Annotated in this window: 16 protein-coding genes and 1 rRNA gene; 9 read left to right on the top strand and 8 right to left on the bottom strand. The window is 60.7% G+C overall.

Translation table 11 applies throughout. The annotated features are described in order from the left end of the window. The 3 genes from rrf to ACRCYW_RS14825 all read left to right on the top strand — a co-directional run. Positions 1-93: ribosomal RNA gene (gene rrf, locus ACRCYW_RS14835) — 5S ribosomal RNA — on the top strand; the annotation flags it as partial. Between the two features lie 256 nt (positions 94-349). Beyond that, positions 350-667, top strand: coding sequence for a PTS system regulator TmaR (tmaR, locus tag ACRCYW_RS14830; RefSeq protein ID WP_050718773.1), 318 nt, complete (start codon positions 350-352; stop codon positions 665-667). Between the two features lie 214 nt (positions 668-881). Beyond that, entirely contained in the window at positions 882-3,965 is a 3,084-nt protein-coding gene (locus tag ACRCYW_RS14825) for a transglycosylase domain-containing protein (RefSeq protein WP_438550827.1), read from the top strand. A 92-nt stretch (positions 3,966-4,057) separates the two neighbouring features. Here ACRCYW_RS14825 and yjgA read toward each other — a convergent pair whose 3' ends face one another. After that, positions 4,058-4,582 carry a ribosome biogenesis factor YjgA gene (gene yjgA / locus ACRCYW_RS14820; protein WP_438550826.1) on the bottom strand — a complete coding sequence of 175 codons (525 nt, stop codon included), beginning with the start codon at positions 4,580-4,582 and terminating at the stop codon, positions 4,058-4,060. A gap of 112 nt (positions 4,583-4,694) precedes the next feature. On the opposite strand from yjgA, the gene pmbA reads away from it, so the two are divergent. Further along, positions 4,695-6,038 carry a metalloprotease PmbA gene (pmbA, locus tag ACRCYW_RS14815; RefSeq protein WP_438550825.1) on the top strand — a complete coding sequence of 448 codons (1,344 nt, stop codon included), beginning with the start codon at positions 4,695-4,697 and terminating at the stop codon, positions 6,036-6,038. An 89-nt stretch (positions 6,039-6,127) separates the two neighbouring features. On the opposite strand, the gene murA is transcribed toward pmbA, so the two are convergent. Genes murA through mlaF form a run of 7 tightly spaced genes read right to left on the bottom strand, consistent with a single transcriptional unit; the run spans position 6,128 to position 10,657 of the window. Continuing rightward, entirely contained in the window at positions 6,128-7,384 is a 1,257-nt protein-coding gene (gene murA / locus ACRCYW_RS14810; RefSeq protein ID WP_438550824.1) for a UDP-N-acetylglucosamine 1-carboxyvinyltransferase, read from the bottom strand. 18 nt (positions 7,385-7,402) lie between these two features. Beyond that, positions 7,403-7,660 carry a BolA family iron metabolism protein IbaG gene (gene ibaG, locus ACRCYW_RS14805; RefSeq protein WP_005306001.1) on the bottom strand — a complete coding sequence of 86 codons (258 nt, stop codon included), beginning with the start codon at positions 7,658-7,660 and terminating at the stop codon, positions 7,403-7,405. Further along, positions 7,660-7,932: an STAS domain-containing protein gene (locus ACRCYW_RS14800; RefSeq protein ID WP_438550823.1), complete on the bottom strand. Its 273-nt coding sequence runs from the start codon at positions 7,930-7,932 to the stop codon at positions 7,660-7,662. Before ACRCYW_RS14800 ends, ibaG begins: the two co-directional genes overlap by 1 nt. Then, entirely contained in the window at positions 7,929-8,567 is a 639-nt protein-coding gene (gene mlaC, locus ACRCYW_RS14795; RefSeq protein WP_438550822.1) for a phospholipid-binding protein MlaC, read from the bottom strand. Before mlaC ends, ACRCYW_RS14800 begins: the two co-directional genes overlap by 4 nt. Before the next feature lie 2 nt (positions 8,568-8,569). Then, positions 8,570-9,070, bottom strand: coding sequence for an outer membrane lipid asymmetry maintenance protein MlaD (gene mlaD / locus ACRCYW_RS14790; protein WP_438550821.1), 501 nt, complete (start codon positions 9,068-9,070; stop codon positions 8,570-8,572). A gap of 7 nt (positions 9,071-9,077) precedes the next feature. Then, positions 9,078-9,857, bottom strand: coding sequence for a lipid asymmetry maintenance ABC transporter permease subunit MlaE (gene mlaE, locus ACRCYW_RS14785; protein ID WP_438550820.1), 780 nt, complete (start codon positions 9,855-9,857; stop codon positions 9,078-9,080). Beyond that, entirely contained in the window at positions 9,857-10,657 is an 801-nt protein-coding gene (mlaF, locus tag ACRCYW_RS14780; RefSeq protein WP_438550819.1) for a phospholipid ABC transporter ATP-binding protein MlaF, read from the bottom strand. Before mlaF ends, mlaE begins: the two co-directional genes overlap by 1 nt. A 207-nt stretch (positions 10,658-10,864) precedes the next feature. Here mlaF and ACRCYW_RS14775 point away from each other — a divergent pair, with 207 nt between their 5' ends. From ACRCYW_RS14775 to lptB, 5 genes are read left to right on the top strand one after another with little or no spacing between them, the layout of a single operon-like run. Next, a complete protein-coding gene (locus ACRCYW_RS14775) occupies positions 10,865-11,860 on the top strand; it encodes a KpsF/GutQ family sugar-phosphate isomerase (RefSeq protein ID WP_438550818.1) in 996 nt (331 codons plus the stop codon). Next, entirely contained in the window at positions 11,860-12,414 is a 555-nt protein-coding gene (gene kdsC / locus ACRCYW_RS14770; protein ID WP_438550817.1) for a 3-deoxy-manno-octulosonate-8-phosphatase KdsC, read from the top strand. Before ACRCYW_RS14775 ends, kdsC begins: the two co-directional genes overlap by 1 nt. After that, the gene (gene lptC, locus ACRCYW_RS14765) at positions 12,411-12,971 is read left to right on the top strand and encodes an LPS export ABC transporter periplasmic protein LptC (RefSeq protein ID WP_438550816.1); all 561 of its coding nucleotides are present in this window, start codon (positions 12,411-12,413) and stop codon (positions 12,969-12,971) included. Before kdsC ends, lptC begins: the two co-directional genes overlap by 4 nt. Next, positions 12,958-13,476, top strand: a complete 519-nt coding sequence (gene lptA, locus ACRCYW_RS14760) for a lipopolysaccharide transport periplasmic protein LptA (protein WP_438550828.1) — start codon at positions 12,958-12,960, stop codon at positions 13,474-13,476. The genes lptC and lptA overlap by 14 nt, the downstream gene beginning before the upstream one ends. Positions 13,477-13,488: 12 nt before the next feature. Beyond that, positions 13,489-14,214 carry an LPS export ABC transporter ATP-binding protein gene (lptB, locus tag ACRCYW_RS14755; protein ID WP_438550815.1) on the top strand — a complete coding sequence of 242 codons (726 nt, stop codon included), beginning with the start codon at positions 13,489-13,491 and terminating at the stop codon, positions 14,212-14,214. Positions 14,215-14,273: the final 59 nt, after the last annotated feature.

Raw genomic sequence — 14,273 nt, 5'->3', positions numbered from 1 at the left:
AACCACCTGATCCCATGCCGAACTCAGAAGTGAAACGCGGTAGCGCCGATGGTAGTGTGGCATTCGCCATGCGAGAGTAGGACACTGCCAGGCACCCAATTGAAGAAGCCCGCTCATCTGAGCGGGCTTTTTTATTGGCCGATTTACAGGCTTTGTGATCTTTTTCGAGCCATTTCCCAGCTTATATATTCCCTCCAAACCCCCAGCCAGCCTGTGATTGGGGTTGTATCTGCATCATAACTCGGTAGAGTAAGGGCATTCAGGGTTTGCCTATGCCACGCCTTCAGCTTCTCTTTGGTATAGGTACCACCCGACCCGTTTTCATTCACCTTCAGTCAGTGGTATCGATATGGAACAAGTAAACAAATCTACCTTCAACGATGTGTTGGAATATGTGCGTATGTCCCGTCGCCAGAACAAACTCAAGCGCGAGATCGTCGACAACGAGAAGAAGATTCGTGACAACCAGAAGCGGGTGCTGCTGCTCGACAACCTGAGCGACTATATCAAGCCGGGGATGAGCATCGACGACGTACAGGCCATCATCGCCAACATGCGTGCCGATTACGAAGAGCGTGTCGATGACCACATCATCAAGAATGCCGAGCTGTCCAAGGAGCGCAAAGAATTGAGCACCAAGCTCAAAGGCATGAGCTCCAGCAAATAATATTGGCCTGATCTCACAAAACACCGGTTTTTGGCCGGTGTTTTGCTTCTGCGTATCAGCTCGGATCTCTCGGTGCACCGCAACAATCGACTCCCATTTTCATAATCGCCCTGTTAACATCCCTTCAAAGCGGTCAATAGTTTTCAAGCCCTTGACTTGAAACGACTAAGCTTGAATGAAATACAATAAATTGCGCAACCATGGTGGGGCTGATATGGGCGCATCAAAACAGACGGATTTGAAGACAGTGGCATCTCAGGATTCATCCGTACCGCATGCGGACGGGCAACAAAAGCGCAAACGCCGTCCCTGGTGGCGTTGGCTGTTCTGTTTCATCTTCTTGCTCTGCCTGGCGGCGGTCATCGCTCTGGTTGGCTACGAGATGAAGACTTCCCGCCTGCAATCGCAGGAGATCTCTCATTACGCCGCCAAGCTGACCTATCAGCTGGAACCCGGTCCCAGCAAGCAGATCACCTTCCCGGATGATGGCCCCTTCGACAAGCGGCTCGGCTATGTACTGATGCCGATGATCCAGGAGCGCCTCATCCAGCGCGGTTATCAGGTGACCGAGCAGGTTCGTTTCTCCGACGCGCTCAACAACTACGCCAGCCACGGCTTCTTCGTGCCCTACACCGAGAAGGTGCAGGCCGGGTTGACCTTGCATGACTGCCGTGCTGAGCCCTTCTATCAATACAAGTACCCGACCCACTACTACCCGGACTTCAACTCTATCCCTCCGCTGGTGATCCAGTCGTTGCTGTTCATCGAGAACCGGGATCTGCTGAGCAATGAGCAGCCCCTGGCCAACCCTGCGGTGGACTGGCCCCGCTTCGGCAAGGCGGCCCTGTCGCAAGTCGGCAAGGCGCTGGATATGCAGGATCAATCCGCCGGTGGCAGTACGCTGGCGACTCAGGTGGAGAAGTACCGTCATTCCCCGGATGGGTTGACCCTCTCCCCGACCGAGAAGATCCGCCAGATGGTCTCAGCGAGCGTCCGTGCCTACCGGCTGGGCCCTGAGACCCTGGAGGCGCGCAAGCTGGTCGCCTGGGCCTACCTCAACTCGGTACCGCTGTCGGCGGCACCGGGTTACGGTGAGGTCCATGGTCTGGGGGACGGTCTCTGGGTCTGGTTCGGTGCCAATGTGGATGAGGTCAATCGTCTGCTGGATCCCGAACGCAATCAGGATGCCACTCTGGCCGAGCAGGGGCAGGCCCTGCGTCAGGTCGTCTCCCTGATGATCGCTCACCGCCGTCCCTCCTACTACCTGGCACAGGGGCGGGAAGCGCTGTCGACCCTGACGGACAGTTACCTGCGTCTGTTCGTTCAGGAGGGCATGATCACGCCGGCGCTGATGGAGTCGGCGCTCAAGGCCAAACTGGGATTCCGTGACTTCCTGCAGGCCCCGGCGATCACCCGGGTCAACAACAACAAGGGGCTGCAGGTGGCGCGTACCCGTCTCAGCCGCCAGCTCGGGGTGCAGCTCTACGATCTGGATCGCATGGATCTGACCGCAGATACCACCCTCAACATGCCGCTGCAAAACGAGATATCCCGCTACCTGCAGCAACTGGCGGATCCCACCTTCGCGGCTCAGGTCGGTCTGTTTGGTGAGCGTTTGCTCTCGCCGGAGAAGACGGGAGACGTGAAATACAGCTTCACCCTGTTCGAGAAAACGCCGGAAGGGGTCAAGGTGCGGGTGCAGACCGACAACACGGATCAGCCGTTCGACATCAACGAGGGCAGCAAGCTGGAGCTGGGCTCCACCGCCAAGCTGCGGGTGTTGACCACCTATCTGGAGATAGTCACCGAACTGCACGATAGCTATGCGGAGATGCCGGCGGAGACCCTGCGCAAGATCGAAGTCTCCAACCAGGACAATATCAGCCGTTGGGCCATCGGTTATCTGATGACCGCCAGGGACAAGAGCCTACCCGTGATGCTGGAGGCGGCACTGGATCGCAAATACTCCGCCAGCCCCTATGAAGGCTTCTTCACCGGTGGTGGCATGCACACCTTCAACAACTTCCGCAAGGAGGACAACGGTCGGATTCCTCCTATCCGCGACGCCCTGCGTGAATCCATCAACCTGCCCTTCGTACGGCTGATGCGAGACATAGTGCGCTATAGCCTCTACAAGGAAGGCAACCGCGCCCAGTTGCTCAAGGATGACAAGGATCCACGCCGTACCGAGTACCTGGCCAGGTTCGCCGATAAGGAAGGGCAGACCTATTTGCTGCGCTTCTGGCGCAAGTATCAGGGCAAGACCCCGGATGAGCGGCTGGATACCTTTCTGGATGGTCTGAAGCCCAGCGCCGTGCGCCTCGCGGCCGTCCATCGCTATCTGATGCCGGAAGCCTCCCAGGTGGACTTCGCCGCCTTCCTGGCCAAGCGGCTGCCACGGGAGAAGCTGACGGACAAGCGAATCGAACAGCTCTATACCAGCTATGGGCCGGGCAAGTATTCGCTGCCGGATCAGGGCTATATCGCGCGGGTGCACCCGCTGGAGCTGTGGCTGCTCTCCTACCTCAAGGAATTCGACAAGGCGACCTTTGCCGATGCGGTCGCGGCCAGCCGTGACGAACGCCAGGAGGTCTACAGCTGGCTGTTCAAGACCCGCCATCGCAGCGCCCGGGATACCCGCATCCGTACCATGCTGGAGGTCGAGGCTTTCCTCGACATCCATCAGCGTTGGGCCAGGCTCGGTTATCCCTTCGATCACCTGGTGCCGTCCCTGGCGACGGCTCTCGGCAGCTCGGGAGACAGGCCGGCGGCCCTGGCCGAGCTGATGGGGATCATCCAGAATGGCGGGCTGCGGGCCCCGACCCAGCGTATCGAGTACCTGTCGTTTGCCAAGGACACGCCCTTTGCGACCGTGTTCGAGCCGGCCAACGTGCAGGGCTCTCGGGTGATGGCGCCCGAGGTGGCGAATGCTCTGCGCAATGCGCTGTCGAAAGTGGTGGAAGGGGGCACGGCAAGGCGAATCGCCGGGGCCTTCGCCCTGCCGGATGGCACCATACTGCCGATGGGGGGCAAGACGGGGACCGGGGACAACCGGATAGAAACGGTGGGCCGCTATGGCAACGTGACCAGCTCCCTGGCCCGCAACCGCACCGCGACCTTCGTGTTCTACATCGGCAACGATCACTTCGGCACCCTGACGGCCTATGTGCCGGGCAGCCAGTCCGACAAGTTCCGCTTCACCTCGGCGTTGCCGGTGCAGGTGCTCAAGGGGATGGCGCCGCTGCTGATGCCCTATCTGCAGCCAGGGACTCACACCCAGTGCATGGCCGGCAGCTGATGCCTGTGTTCAGAAGATAAAAAACGGGGCCAGATTGGCCCCGTTTTTTATCTGTCGGCGACGACCCAGGGTCATCGCTGGTGAGCAATCACTCACAGCTGATCTTCGATCTCGCCGCGCAGATACTGGTACATCTCGCGGAAAGCCACGGGCGGCTTGTTCAGCTCCCGCTCCTTGTTGGCGGTGCGGATCAACTGGCGAAGCTTCTGGCGATCCAGCTCGTGGAACTGGGCCATCAGCTCGTTGAGGGCGCTGTCCCCTTCGCTGATCAGCCTCTCGCGCCACTGCTCCAGGCGGTGCAGACGAGCATTCACGGTGGAGTGACGCATCTTGATGATGGAAAGCGCCTCGGCGATGGGCTCTATGTCCCGGCTGCGCATCAGGCGGCCGATGAACTGCAGGTGGCGGCGGAAGGATTCATCCTTCTTGGGCTTGAGTTTGCGACCCAGTTCGACGGCTTCTGCCAGTTCTTCGTCCAGGGGGAGCTTCTCCAGCTCGCTGTGGCTCAGGGAGACGATCTCTTCCCCCATCTTCTGCAGCGCTTCGGCATCGCGCTTGAGCTGACTCTTGCTGGGACCCCAATCGTCCAGTTCGTTGTCGTCTTGATACTGACTCATCGGTCTCTTGATTCCTGTCATTCACGTTGGTGGATATGTTACCAGCTTCTCCCGCTGGGCGCAGGGGTCTGATATGCTTAGCCCCTTTCCTTTCTTCATACAGATGTGAGTTATGGACCAGCTAGATCAAATTCGCCAGGATCAAGCCCACCTCGAGGCCGTGGTGGCCGAGGCACTGGAGATCGCCAAAGGGCTGGGTGCCGGGCTTGCCGAAGTATCCATCAGCAAGCAGACCGGTCTGTCGGTGAATACCCGGGGCTGCGAGCTGGAAAGCATCGAATTCAACAAGGATGGGGCGCTCGGCATCGCCGTCTATCGCGACGGCTGCAAGGGCTCCTCCTCCACCACGGATCTGGGCAAGGCCGCCATCCGTGCCGCCGTCGAGGCGGCGATGGAAATTGCCCGTCACACCTCCCCCGATGACTGTGCCGGCCTCGCCGATGCCGAGCTGCTGGCCTGGGACGCCCCGGATCTTCAGCTGTGCCATCCCACCTTGCTGGATCCGCAACAGGGCATAGAGCTGGCCATCGAGTGCGAGCGGCTGGCGCTGGGGCGGGATGCCCGCATCAAGCACTCCGACGGCGGCAGCTTCTCCAGCCACCTGGGGGTCAAGGTCTATGGCAACAGCCACGGCTTCGTCAAAGGCTATGCGGCGTCCCGCAACTCCCTGAGCTGCGTGCTGATCGGCGAGCAGGATGGGGACATGCAGCGGGACTATGGCTACTCCTCCAGCCGTACCCTGGAGGGGCTCTGGAGCCCCCAGCGCATCGCCGACGAGGCGGTGGAACGCACCCTCTCCCGGCTCGGCGCCCGCAAGATCAGCACCCGCCAGGCACCCGTGCTGTTCCACCCCGATACCGCGGCCGGTCTCTGGGGCCACCTGGTGATGGCCATCAGCGGTGGCAACCTCTATCGCAAGTCGAGCTTCCTGCTCGACAAACTCGGTGAGCAGGTGTTGCCGCAGTGGCTCAACATCCAGGAGTTCCCCCACCTGCTGGGAGGCTTGGCCAGTACCCCGTTCGACGGGGAAGGGGTGCGTACCCGCGACATGGACATAGTCCGCGACGGTCGCCTGATGAGCTGGCTGCTCACTTCCTACTCGGCCCGCAAGCTGGGTCTGACCACCACGGGCCATGCCGGCGGCATCCACAACTGGCAGGTGTCGAACACGGGCCAGGACTTCCAGGGCATGCTCAAGGAGATGGGCACCGGCCTGCTGGTGACCGAGCTGATGGGGCAGGGGGTCAACATCGTCAACGGTGACTACTCCCGCGGCGCCGCCGGTTTCTGGGTGGAAAATGGTGAAATTGCCTATCCGGTGGAAGAGATCACCATAGCAGGCAATCTGAGCGATATGTTCCGCTCCATGGTAGCAGTGGGGACGGATGTGGATGAGCGCTCCAGCCTCAGGACAGGTTCAGTGCTGATCGAGCAGATGAAGCTGGCGGGGCACTGAGCCGGGTCCAGGCAGCTTGGATAAATGGCATGAAAAAGGCCCCCTCACGCGAGGGGGCCTTTTCTATGGGTCGAGCTAGGGAGAGTCACTTACTCCTTGATGCGCTCGATGCGACCGCCCAGGCCTTGCAGCTTGTGCTCGATGTCTTCGTAGCCACGGTCGATGTGATAGATGCGCTCTACCATGGTCGTGCCTTCGGCGACGAAGCCGGCCAGCACCAGGCTGGCGGAGGCGCGCAGATCGGTGGCCATCACCTGGGCACCCTTGAGCTGTTCGGTGTCACGGCAGATAGCGACATTGCCCTGCAGCTCGATGTCGGCGCCCATCCGTACCAGTTCCGGCACGTGCATGAAGCGGTTCTCGAAGATGGTCTCGGTGACCATGCCGGTGCCCTTGGCGACCGCGTTCAGCACGGTGAACTGGGCCTGCATGTCGGTGGGGAAGGCCGGGTAGGGGGCGGTCTTGATGGTGACCGGCTTGAGGGTACGGCCGGTCATGTCCAGACTGATCCAGTCCTCGCCCTTCTCGATCAGCGCGCCGGCCTCTTCCAGCTTGACCAGCACGGCCTCCAGCAGGGAGGGATCCGTCTTGTGGCAGGTGATCTTGCCACCGGTGACGGCGGCGCCCACCAGGAAGGTGCCGGTCTCGATGCGATCGGGTTGCACGCTGTAGCTGCCACCGTGCAGACGCTCGACCCCGTCGATGATCAGGGTGTCGGTGCCGGCACCCTGGATCTTGGCGCCCAGGGTATTGAGGAAGTTAGCCAGATCCACGACTTCCGGTTCACGGGCGGCGTTCTCGATCACGGTGCGGCCATCCGCCAGGGTGGCGGCCATCATCAGATTCTCGGTGCCGGTGACGGAGATCATGTCCATCAGGATGTGGGCACCCTTGAGGCGACCATCCACCCGGGCCTTGATGTAGCCATCCTCGATGGCGATCTTGGCGCCCATCAGCTCCAGGCCGTGGACGTGCAGGTTGACCGGGCGGGCACCGATGGCGCAGCCACCGGGCAGGGAGACGTCGGCCGCCCCGAAGCGGGCCGCCAGCGGACCCAGCGCCAGAATGGAGGCGCGCATGGTCTTCACCAGCTCGTAGGGGGCGACGTGATTGTTCACGGCGCCGGTCAGCACGGTCACGTTGCCGTTGACCTTGGTGCTGGCACCCAGCATCTCCAGCAGCTTGAGGGTGGTGCCCACGTCTTTGAGGCGCGGCACGTTGGAGAGCTGGATCTCCTCATCACACAGCAGGGTGGCGAACAGGATCGGCAGGGCGGCGTTCTTGGCGCCGGAGATGGTCACTTCACCGGAGAGGGTGCAGGGGCCGGTGATCTTGAATTTGTCCATGTTTACTTGGGTACCAAATCAGGAGGGCAATAGGAATTTACGTTCGCGTTTCCATTCGGCATCGGTAAAGGCCTTGATGGAGAGAGCGTGGATGGCGTTGCTGGCGATCTTGTCCATCAGCGGGGCATAGATGGCCTGCTGTTTCTTGACCCGGCTCATGCCGTCAAACATGTCACCGACGGCGATCACCTGATAGTGACTACCGTCCCCTTTGACATGGACTTCGGACAATGGCAAGGCCTCAAGGAGTATCGCTTCAATTTCAGAGACTTGCATTATGCGTCCTCAGTTGTGAGCGGGGTTGATTGAAACAAATTGGCCACCCCGTACAGGTTGGCCAAGGTAAAGAAATCGGCGGAGGCGCCCACCAGTGTCGGTGTGGCACCCCGGGCAAGCACTGCCTTGGCCCATTTGACCAGGAGCGCCAGGCCGGCGGAGTCCAGGGTGGTGACCTCGCCGAGGGCGAGCTCATCCTCCTGCCACCACTCGGCGCGGCGCTGCCAGAGCGCGATCACCTGTGGGGCCTGCAGCTCGCCGCTCAGCGTCATGACTTGATGACCAGTGGCTTGGCGTTGTGCTCGCGCAGCTGGGCGATCACCGCGTCGATGCCGTTCTGGCGGATGAGGCCACCCAGCTCGTTCTGCTTGGCGGAGAGCAGGCTGATCCCTTCGGCGACCATGTCGAAGGCTTTCCACTCACCGGTCTTGTTGTTCTTGCGCAGCTTGAACTCGAGGAAGATGTCCGGCTTGCCCGCCTCGGTCACGCTGACGTTGACGGCGGTGATGTTGCTGTCACCCACGGCCTTGCCCGGCTGCACCTTGACGGTCTGTTTGTCGAAGTGGGCGAGGGCATCGGCGTAGGAGCTCACCATGTACTCGGTGAACACGTCGACGAAGGCATCGCGCTGGGCCGGGGTGGTCTCCTTGATCTGGTTGCCGAGCACCTTGTAGGCGGCGAAGCGGTTATCCACGTAGGGCAGCAGCTCCTCGCGGATGATGACCCTCAGGTGATCCGGGTTGCTCTTGACCTGGGCCTGATCGGCCTTGAGGCGGGCGAAGGTCTGCTTGGCGGCTTGATCCACCAGGGCATAGGGATCCGTGGCATTGGCGCCTGCGGCCTGAGTGGTCACGGAAAACAGCATGCTGGTCATCAGGCCCAGCAACAGGGCGATTTTCTTGAACATGGTTACTCCTTGCTTGCAGGCGGATTGGTGGCCGGAGACGACTGGCTGTAGAGGAACTTGCCAATCAGATCTTCCAGCACTATGGCTGATTTGGTGTCTGCGATCATGTCGCCATCTTTGAGCATGCTGGTACCCATCTCCTCATCGCTGAAACCCGGCGCCAGGCCGATGTACTGCTCACCGAGCAGGCCTGAGGTCAGGATGGAGAGGGTGCTGGTATCGGCAAACTCACCGGCCTCTTTTTGCATCAGCAAGGAGACCACGGGGACCTGGGTCTTGGCGTCCAACGTGATGTCACTGACCCGGCCGACGACCACGCCGCCAACCTTGACCGGCGAGCGCACTTTCAGGCCGCCGATATTATCGAAATGGGCGCGCAGGGTATAGGTCTCTCCTTCCGGTTTGAAACTCAAACCCGCCACTTGCAGGGCCAATGCCAGAATGGCGGCGATGCCAGCCAGCATGAAGGCGCCAACCAGGAATTCTACTTTGCTGAACTTCATCTTTACCTTATCCAAACATGACTGCGGTGAGTATAAAATCCAGACCGAGCACGGCCAGGGATGAGTGGACCACGGTACGGGTGGTCGCCTGACTGATCCCGGCCGAGGTCGGCTTGGCATCATAGCCATTGAAAAGCGCAATCCAGGTGACGACCAGCGCGAAGATGACGCTCTTGATGGCCCCCTGCATGATGTCATCCTGCCAGTCGACGGACGCCTGCATGGCGGACCAGAAGCTGCCCTCGTCCACCCCCAGCCAGTCGACACCGACCAGCTTGCCGCCGAAGATGCCGATCAGGCTGAACATGAAGGCCAGCAGCGGCATGCTGATGACCCCGGCCCAGAAGCGCGGTGCCACCACCCGGCGCAGGGGGTCCACCGCCATCATCTCCAGGCTGGAGAGCTGCTCGGTGGCCTTCATCAGGCCTATCTCGGCGGTCAGGGCTGAACCGGCACGGCCGGCGAATAAGAGAGCGGTGACCACGGGTCCCAGCTCACGGAGCAGGGAGAGGGAGACCAGGGGCCCCAGGCTCTGCTCGGCCCCGAAATCCTTCAATACGTTATAGCCCTGCAAGGAGAGCACCATGCCGATGAAGAGGCCGGACACCAGTATGATGGCGACGGACTGTACCCCCACCACATAGAGCTGCTGGATCAGCAGGGGGAAGTGCTTGCGTGGTTGCGGGCGACCCGCCAGCGCATGAAACAGCATGATGGTGGCGCGACCGATGGCGTTGATGAAACGCACGCCGACCCGGCCCAACTTGCTTACTTGGCTTATCAACATCAGAGATCCTGTAGCAGTTCGCCTGCCGGAAAATGAAACGGAACAGGACCGTCAGGCAATCCACGCAGGAACTGCTCGACCTCGGGATTGCGTTCCTCGCGCAGCTCTGCCGGGGTGCCGTGCGCCACCACCTTGCGGTTGGCGATGATATAGGCGTAGTCGGCGATGCTCAGCACCTCTTTCACGTCGTGGGTGACGATGACGGAGGTGATGCCGAGGGCATCATTCAGATCCTTGATCAGCTTGACCAGCACCGCCATGGTGATGGGATCCTGGCCCACGAAGGGCTCGTCATACATGATGAGATCCGGATCCAGCGCGATGGAACGGGCCAGGGCGGCCCGGCGCGCCATGCCGCCGGAGAGCTCCGAGGGCATCAACCTGGCGGCGCCACGCAGCCCCACGGCCTGCAGCTTCATCATGACGATGGTGTGGATCAGCTCCTCCGGCAGGCCGGAGTGCTCCCGCAGCGGGAAGGCCACGTTGTCGAACACCGTCATGCCGGTGAACAGGGCGCCGCTCTGGAACAGCATGCTCATCCGCTTGCGCACCTCGTACAGGCGGGAGCGGGAGAGGGTGGGGATGTCTTCCCCGTCAAACAGGATGTGACCCGATTCAGGCTTTAACTGGCCACCTATCAGCCGCAGCAAGGTGGTCTTGCCGATGCCACTCGGCCCCATGACGGCGGTGACCTTGCCACGGGGGATGGTCAGGTTGATCCCGTCATACAGCAGCCTGTCTCCGTGACTGAAGGTCAGGTCGGAGATGGTGATCAGGTCATTGTTCAAACAATTGTCCATCCGGTATAAAAGAAGAGCGAATTTTATGGGCTAGTCTAGGTCTAAGCAACATCAAGGAACAACTATTGAGCGCAGATCTCCCCCAAAAGCGCGACAGTTTTATGTAACAAGGTACGTCAGCAAGTTGGTGGCCCCGCATCCGATTCGCTTATCTCGGCAGACTTTTTTATAATCCCGCAGCAAATTTCGGTCCGGAGCCGTGCCTTTATGTCTGTAAAGCCTGAAAAAGTGTCTGAACTGTTCGATTTTCGTCGCAGTGCCCGCGCGGTGCTGGACATTGAAAAACAAGCGATTGATGGACTCTATCAGTACCTCGACGAGCATTTCGACAAGGCTTGCGAGATGGTGTTGCGCTGCGGCGGCAAGATAGTGGTCACCGGCATGGGCAAGTCGGGCCATGTGGGCAACAAGATAGCCGCGACCCTGGCCAGCACGGGGACGCCCGCCTTCTTCCTCCACCCGGGTGAAGCGAGCCACGGGGATCTCGGGATGATCTCCGCGGGGGATCTCATCATCGCCATCTCCAACTCCGGCGAGAGCGACGAGATCCTAGCTCTGCTGCCGGTGCTCAAGCGCCGCGGCATCCCGCTCATCTGCATGACCGGCAACCCGGCCTCGACCATGGCCAAGGAGGCCAACGTGCACCTGTGCATCCGGGTCGAGCAGGAGGCCTGCCCGCTGGGTCTGGCGCCGACCTCCAGTACCACGGCGACCCTGGTGATGGGGGATGCGCTGGCGGTGGCCCTGCTGGAGGCCCGCGGCTTCACCGCCGACGACTTCGCCCTCTCTCATCCGGGTGGGTCGCTGGGCAAGCGCCTGCTGCTGCGGGTGGGCGACCTGATGCACAGCGGCGAGCTGTTGCCCCGGGTGGGGATAGATGCCACCATCAGCCAGGCCTTGCTGGAGGTGAGCCGCAAGGGGCTCGGCATGACGGCTGTGGTGGATGAGCTGGGCCAGCTGGCCGGTCTCTTCACCGATGGCGACCTGCGCCGGATCCTGGATCTGCAGGTGGATATCCATCACACCTCGATCGCCAAGGTGATGACGGTCAACTGTGTTACCGTAGGGCCTGAGATGATGGCGGCCGAGGCAGTCAAGCTGATGGAAACCAGAAAGATTAACGGATTGCTGGTGGTGGATGGGGAGCGGCGGCCGCTGGGCGCCTTCAACATGCATGACCTGCTGAAAGCCGGGGTGATTTGATGCAAGATGTACCGACCCTCTATGGTCCGGTGACGCGCAGCCAGTTCGAGAAGGCGGCACAGATCCGCCTGCTGGTGTGCGATGTGGATGGGGTGCTCTCCAACGGCTTCATCTACATGGGCAACAACGGCGAAGAATTGAAGACCTTCTGCACCCGGGACGGGGCGGGCATGCGTGCCCTGCTCAACGCCGGGATAGAGATCGCCATCATCACGGGGCGCAACTCCCGCATCGTCAGCGATCGGATGAAGAGCCTGGGGGTGCAACACCTGGTGCAGGGGGCGGATCAGAAGCTGCCCCACTTCGAGGCCTTGCTGACCAAATTGGGGCTGAACGCCGAGCAGGCGGCCTACATGGGGGATGACACCATAGATCTGCCGGTGATGCAGGCCTGCGGCCTCGGCATCGCGGTGGCGGACGCCCACCCTCTGGTGCTGGCCCGCGCCGATCTGGTCACCCGGCTGGGTGGTGGCGTCGGCGCGGTGCGCGAGGTGTGCGATCTCATCTTGCAGGCCCGGGGGCTCGGTGACTTCCAGCCCGAGGCGTCGCGATGAACAAGCAGACTATTTTGTTCGCCCTGCTTTTCTTGGTGGCCTTGGCTGCCTGGCAGCTCGGTGACATAGAGTTGGCGCCGGAGTCGACCACCAAGGTAGAGAATTATCAGCCTGATTTCACCGCCAAGAACCTGGTCACTACCCGCTTCGACGAGCAGGGGAAACGGACCGAGCGGCTGGAGTCTGAGTTTGCCGAGTATTTCCAGATCCTCGAGCAGGCGACCTTCAACAAGCCGGTCATCTACCTCTTCGATGAGAAGGGTGAGGCCGAGTGGAAGGTGACGGCCGAGACCGGGGTGCTCAATACCGATGACAACGTGATCCTGCGGGACAAGGTGCATCTGGATGGCCTGTTGCCGGCCTCCTTCATCTCCACCCTGGACACCCAGTACCTGGAGATGGACATGGTGACCCAGGACGTGAGAAGCAACCAGCACATCCGCATTCAGGGTCAGGAATTCCAGACCGAGGGCGTAGGCCTCAAGGGTCATCTGGAACGTAAATATTTCGAATTACTGGATAAAGGCCATGCCATTTATTTCAATGAAAAACGCTAATCTGGCCCTCGCCGCCTTGTTGCTGTGCGGCGCGGCAAATGCCAAAGAGTCCGACTTCACCGAGAAGGTCTATGTGGACGCGGTCAAGCAGGTGGCCGAGATGCAGGACAACCGCGTCACCTTCAGCGAAGACGTCATCATCACCCAGGGCACCATCAAGATTAAGGCCGACAAGGTCGTGGTGATCCGCTCCGGGGAGAAAGGCGCCGAAGTGATGACCGCCTACGGCAGCCCGGCCACCTTCTTCCAGATCCTGGACAACGGCAAGCCGGTCAACGCCCACGGCAACAGCATCCGCTACGAGCTGAAGAACCGCCTGGTGACCATCACGGGCAACGGCCAGCTCAAGCAGGAGGACAGCCAGGTCAATGGCGATCTCATTCGCTACGACATCGTCAAACAGAAGATGATCGCCGAGAGCAAGGGGCCAACCCAGCGCGTCAAGACGGTGTTCCTGCCGGATCAGGTCGAGAATTTCGACAAGCCCGCCGATCAGAAGAAGTAGGAAACAACAGCCATGGCAGTGTTAAAAGCAGTGGGCTTGCAGAAGAGTTACAAGCGTCGCATGGTGGTCAGTGACGTGAGCCTGGAAGTGGGCACCGGCCAGATCGTTGGGCTGCTTGGCCCGAATGGGGCTGGCAAGACCACCTCCTTCTACATGATAGTGGGGTTGGTGCAGCGAGATGCCGGGCTCATCACCATAGACGATCAGGACATCAGCCTGCAGCCCATGCATATCCGGGCGCGCAACGGCATCGGCTACCTGCCCCAGGAGGCCTCCATCTTCCGCCGCCTGTCGGTGTTCGACAACCTGATGGGGGTCATGCAGACCCGTAAGGGGTTGAGCAGCGAGGAGCGGGAAGACAAGGTCGAGCAACTGCTGGAAGAGTTCAACATTACCCATATCCGTGACAGCCTGGGTCAGAGCCTGTCAGGGGGGGAGCGTCGCCGGGTCGAGATCGCCCGGGCGTTGGCGGCAGAGCCGAGATTTATTCTGCTGGATGAGCCTTTCGCAGGGGTGGATCCCATTTCTGTCATAGATATCAAGAAAATCATCCAGCACCTGAAAGAGCGTGGCCTGGGGGTCTTGATCACCGACCACAACGTTCGCGAGACGCTGGATGTGTGCGAGAAGGCCTATATCGTCAGCCACGGCAAGATGATTGCCGAGGGGGCTCCGGCGGACATCCTCGCCGATGAGCAGGTCAAGCGCGTCTATTTGGGCGATCAATTCAGTCTATAGTAAGGGGGCATTCCCTCATTTTTGTTAGGTGACTGCCTCGCTGAACATAAGGATATCCC

Source organism: Aeromonas sp. (assembly GCF_051657805.1).
Classification (GTDB): domain Bacteria; phylum Pseudomonadota; class Gammaproteobacteria; order Enterobacterales; family Aeromonadaceae; genus Aeromonas.
The sequence above is the reverse complement of the archived record's forward strand: the minus strand, read 5'-3'. Positions and strand labels throughout refer to the sequence as shown.

Bases quoted from the DNA above. Each gene is read 5' to 3' on its own strand.
- tmaR (WP_050718773.1), top strand. From the start codon at position 350: ATGGAACAAGTAAACAAATCTACCTTCAACGATGTGTTGGAATATGTG.
- ACRCYW_RS14825 (WP_438550827.1), top strand. From the start codon at position 882: ATGGGCGCATCAAAACAGACGGATTTGAAGACAGTGGCATCTCAGGAT.
- yjgA (WP_438550826.1), bottom strand. From the start codon at position 4,582: ATGAGTCAGTATCAAGACGACAACGAACTGGACGATTGGGGTCCCAGC.
- pmbA (WP_438550825.1), top strand. From the start codon at position 4,695: ATGGACCAGCTAGATCAAATTCGCCAGGATCAAGCCCACCTCGAGGCC.
- murA (WP_438550824.1), bottom strand. From the start codon at position 7,384: ATGGACAAATTCAAGATCACCGGCCCCTGCACCCTCTCCGGTGAAGTG.
- ibaG (WP_005306001.1), bottom strand. From the start codon at position 7,660: ATGCAAGTCTCTGAAATTGAAGCGATACTCCTTGAGGCCTTGCCATTG.
- ACRCYW_RS14800 (WP_438550823.1), bottom strand. From the start codon at position 7,932: ATGACGCTGAGCGGCGAGCTGCAGGCCCCACAGGTGATCGCGCTCTGG.
- mlaC (WP_438550822.1), bottom strand. From the start codon at position 8,567: ATGTTCAAGAAAATCGCCCTGTTGCTGGGCCTGATGACCAGCATGCTG.
- mlaD (WP_438550821.1), bottom strand. From the start codon at position 9,070: ATGAAGTTCAGCAAAGTAGAATTCCTGGTTGGCGCCTTCATGCTGGCT.
- mlaE (WP_438550820.1), bottom strand. From the start codon at position 9,857: ATGTTGATAAGCCAAGTAAGCAAGTTGGGCCGGGTCGGCGTGCGTTTC.
- mlaF (WP_438550819.1), bottom strand. From the start codon at position 10,657: ATGGACAATTGTTTGAACAATGACCTGATCACCATCTCCGACCTGACC.
- ACRCYW_RS14775 (WP_438550818.1), top strand. From the start codon at position 10,865: ATGTCTGTAAAGCCTGAAAAAGTGTCTGAACTGTTCGATTTTCGTCGC.
- kdsC (WP_438550817.1), top strand. From the start codon at position 11,860: ATGCAAGATGTACCGACCCTCTATGGTCCGGTGACGCGCAGCCAGTTC.
- lptC (WP_438550816.1), top strand. From the start codon at position 12,411: ATGAACAAGCAGACTATTTTGTTCGCCCTGCTTTTCTTGGTGGCCTTG.
- lptA (WP_438550828.1), top strand. From the start codon at position 12,958: ATGAAAAACGCTAATCTGGCCCTCGCCGCCTTGTTGCTGTGCGGCGCG.
- lptB (WP_438550815.1), top strand. From the start codon at position 13,489: ATGGCAGTGTTAAAAGCAGTGGGCTTGCAGAAGAGTTACAAGCGTCGC.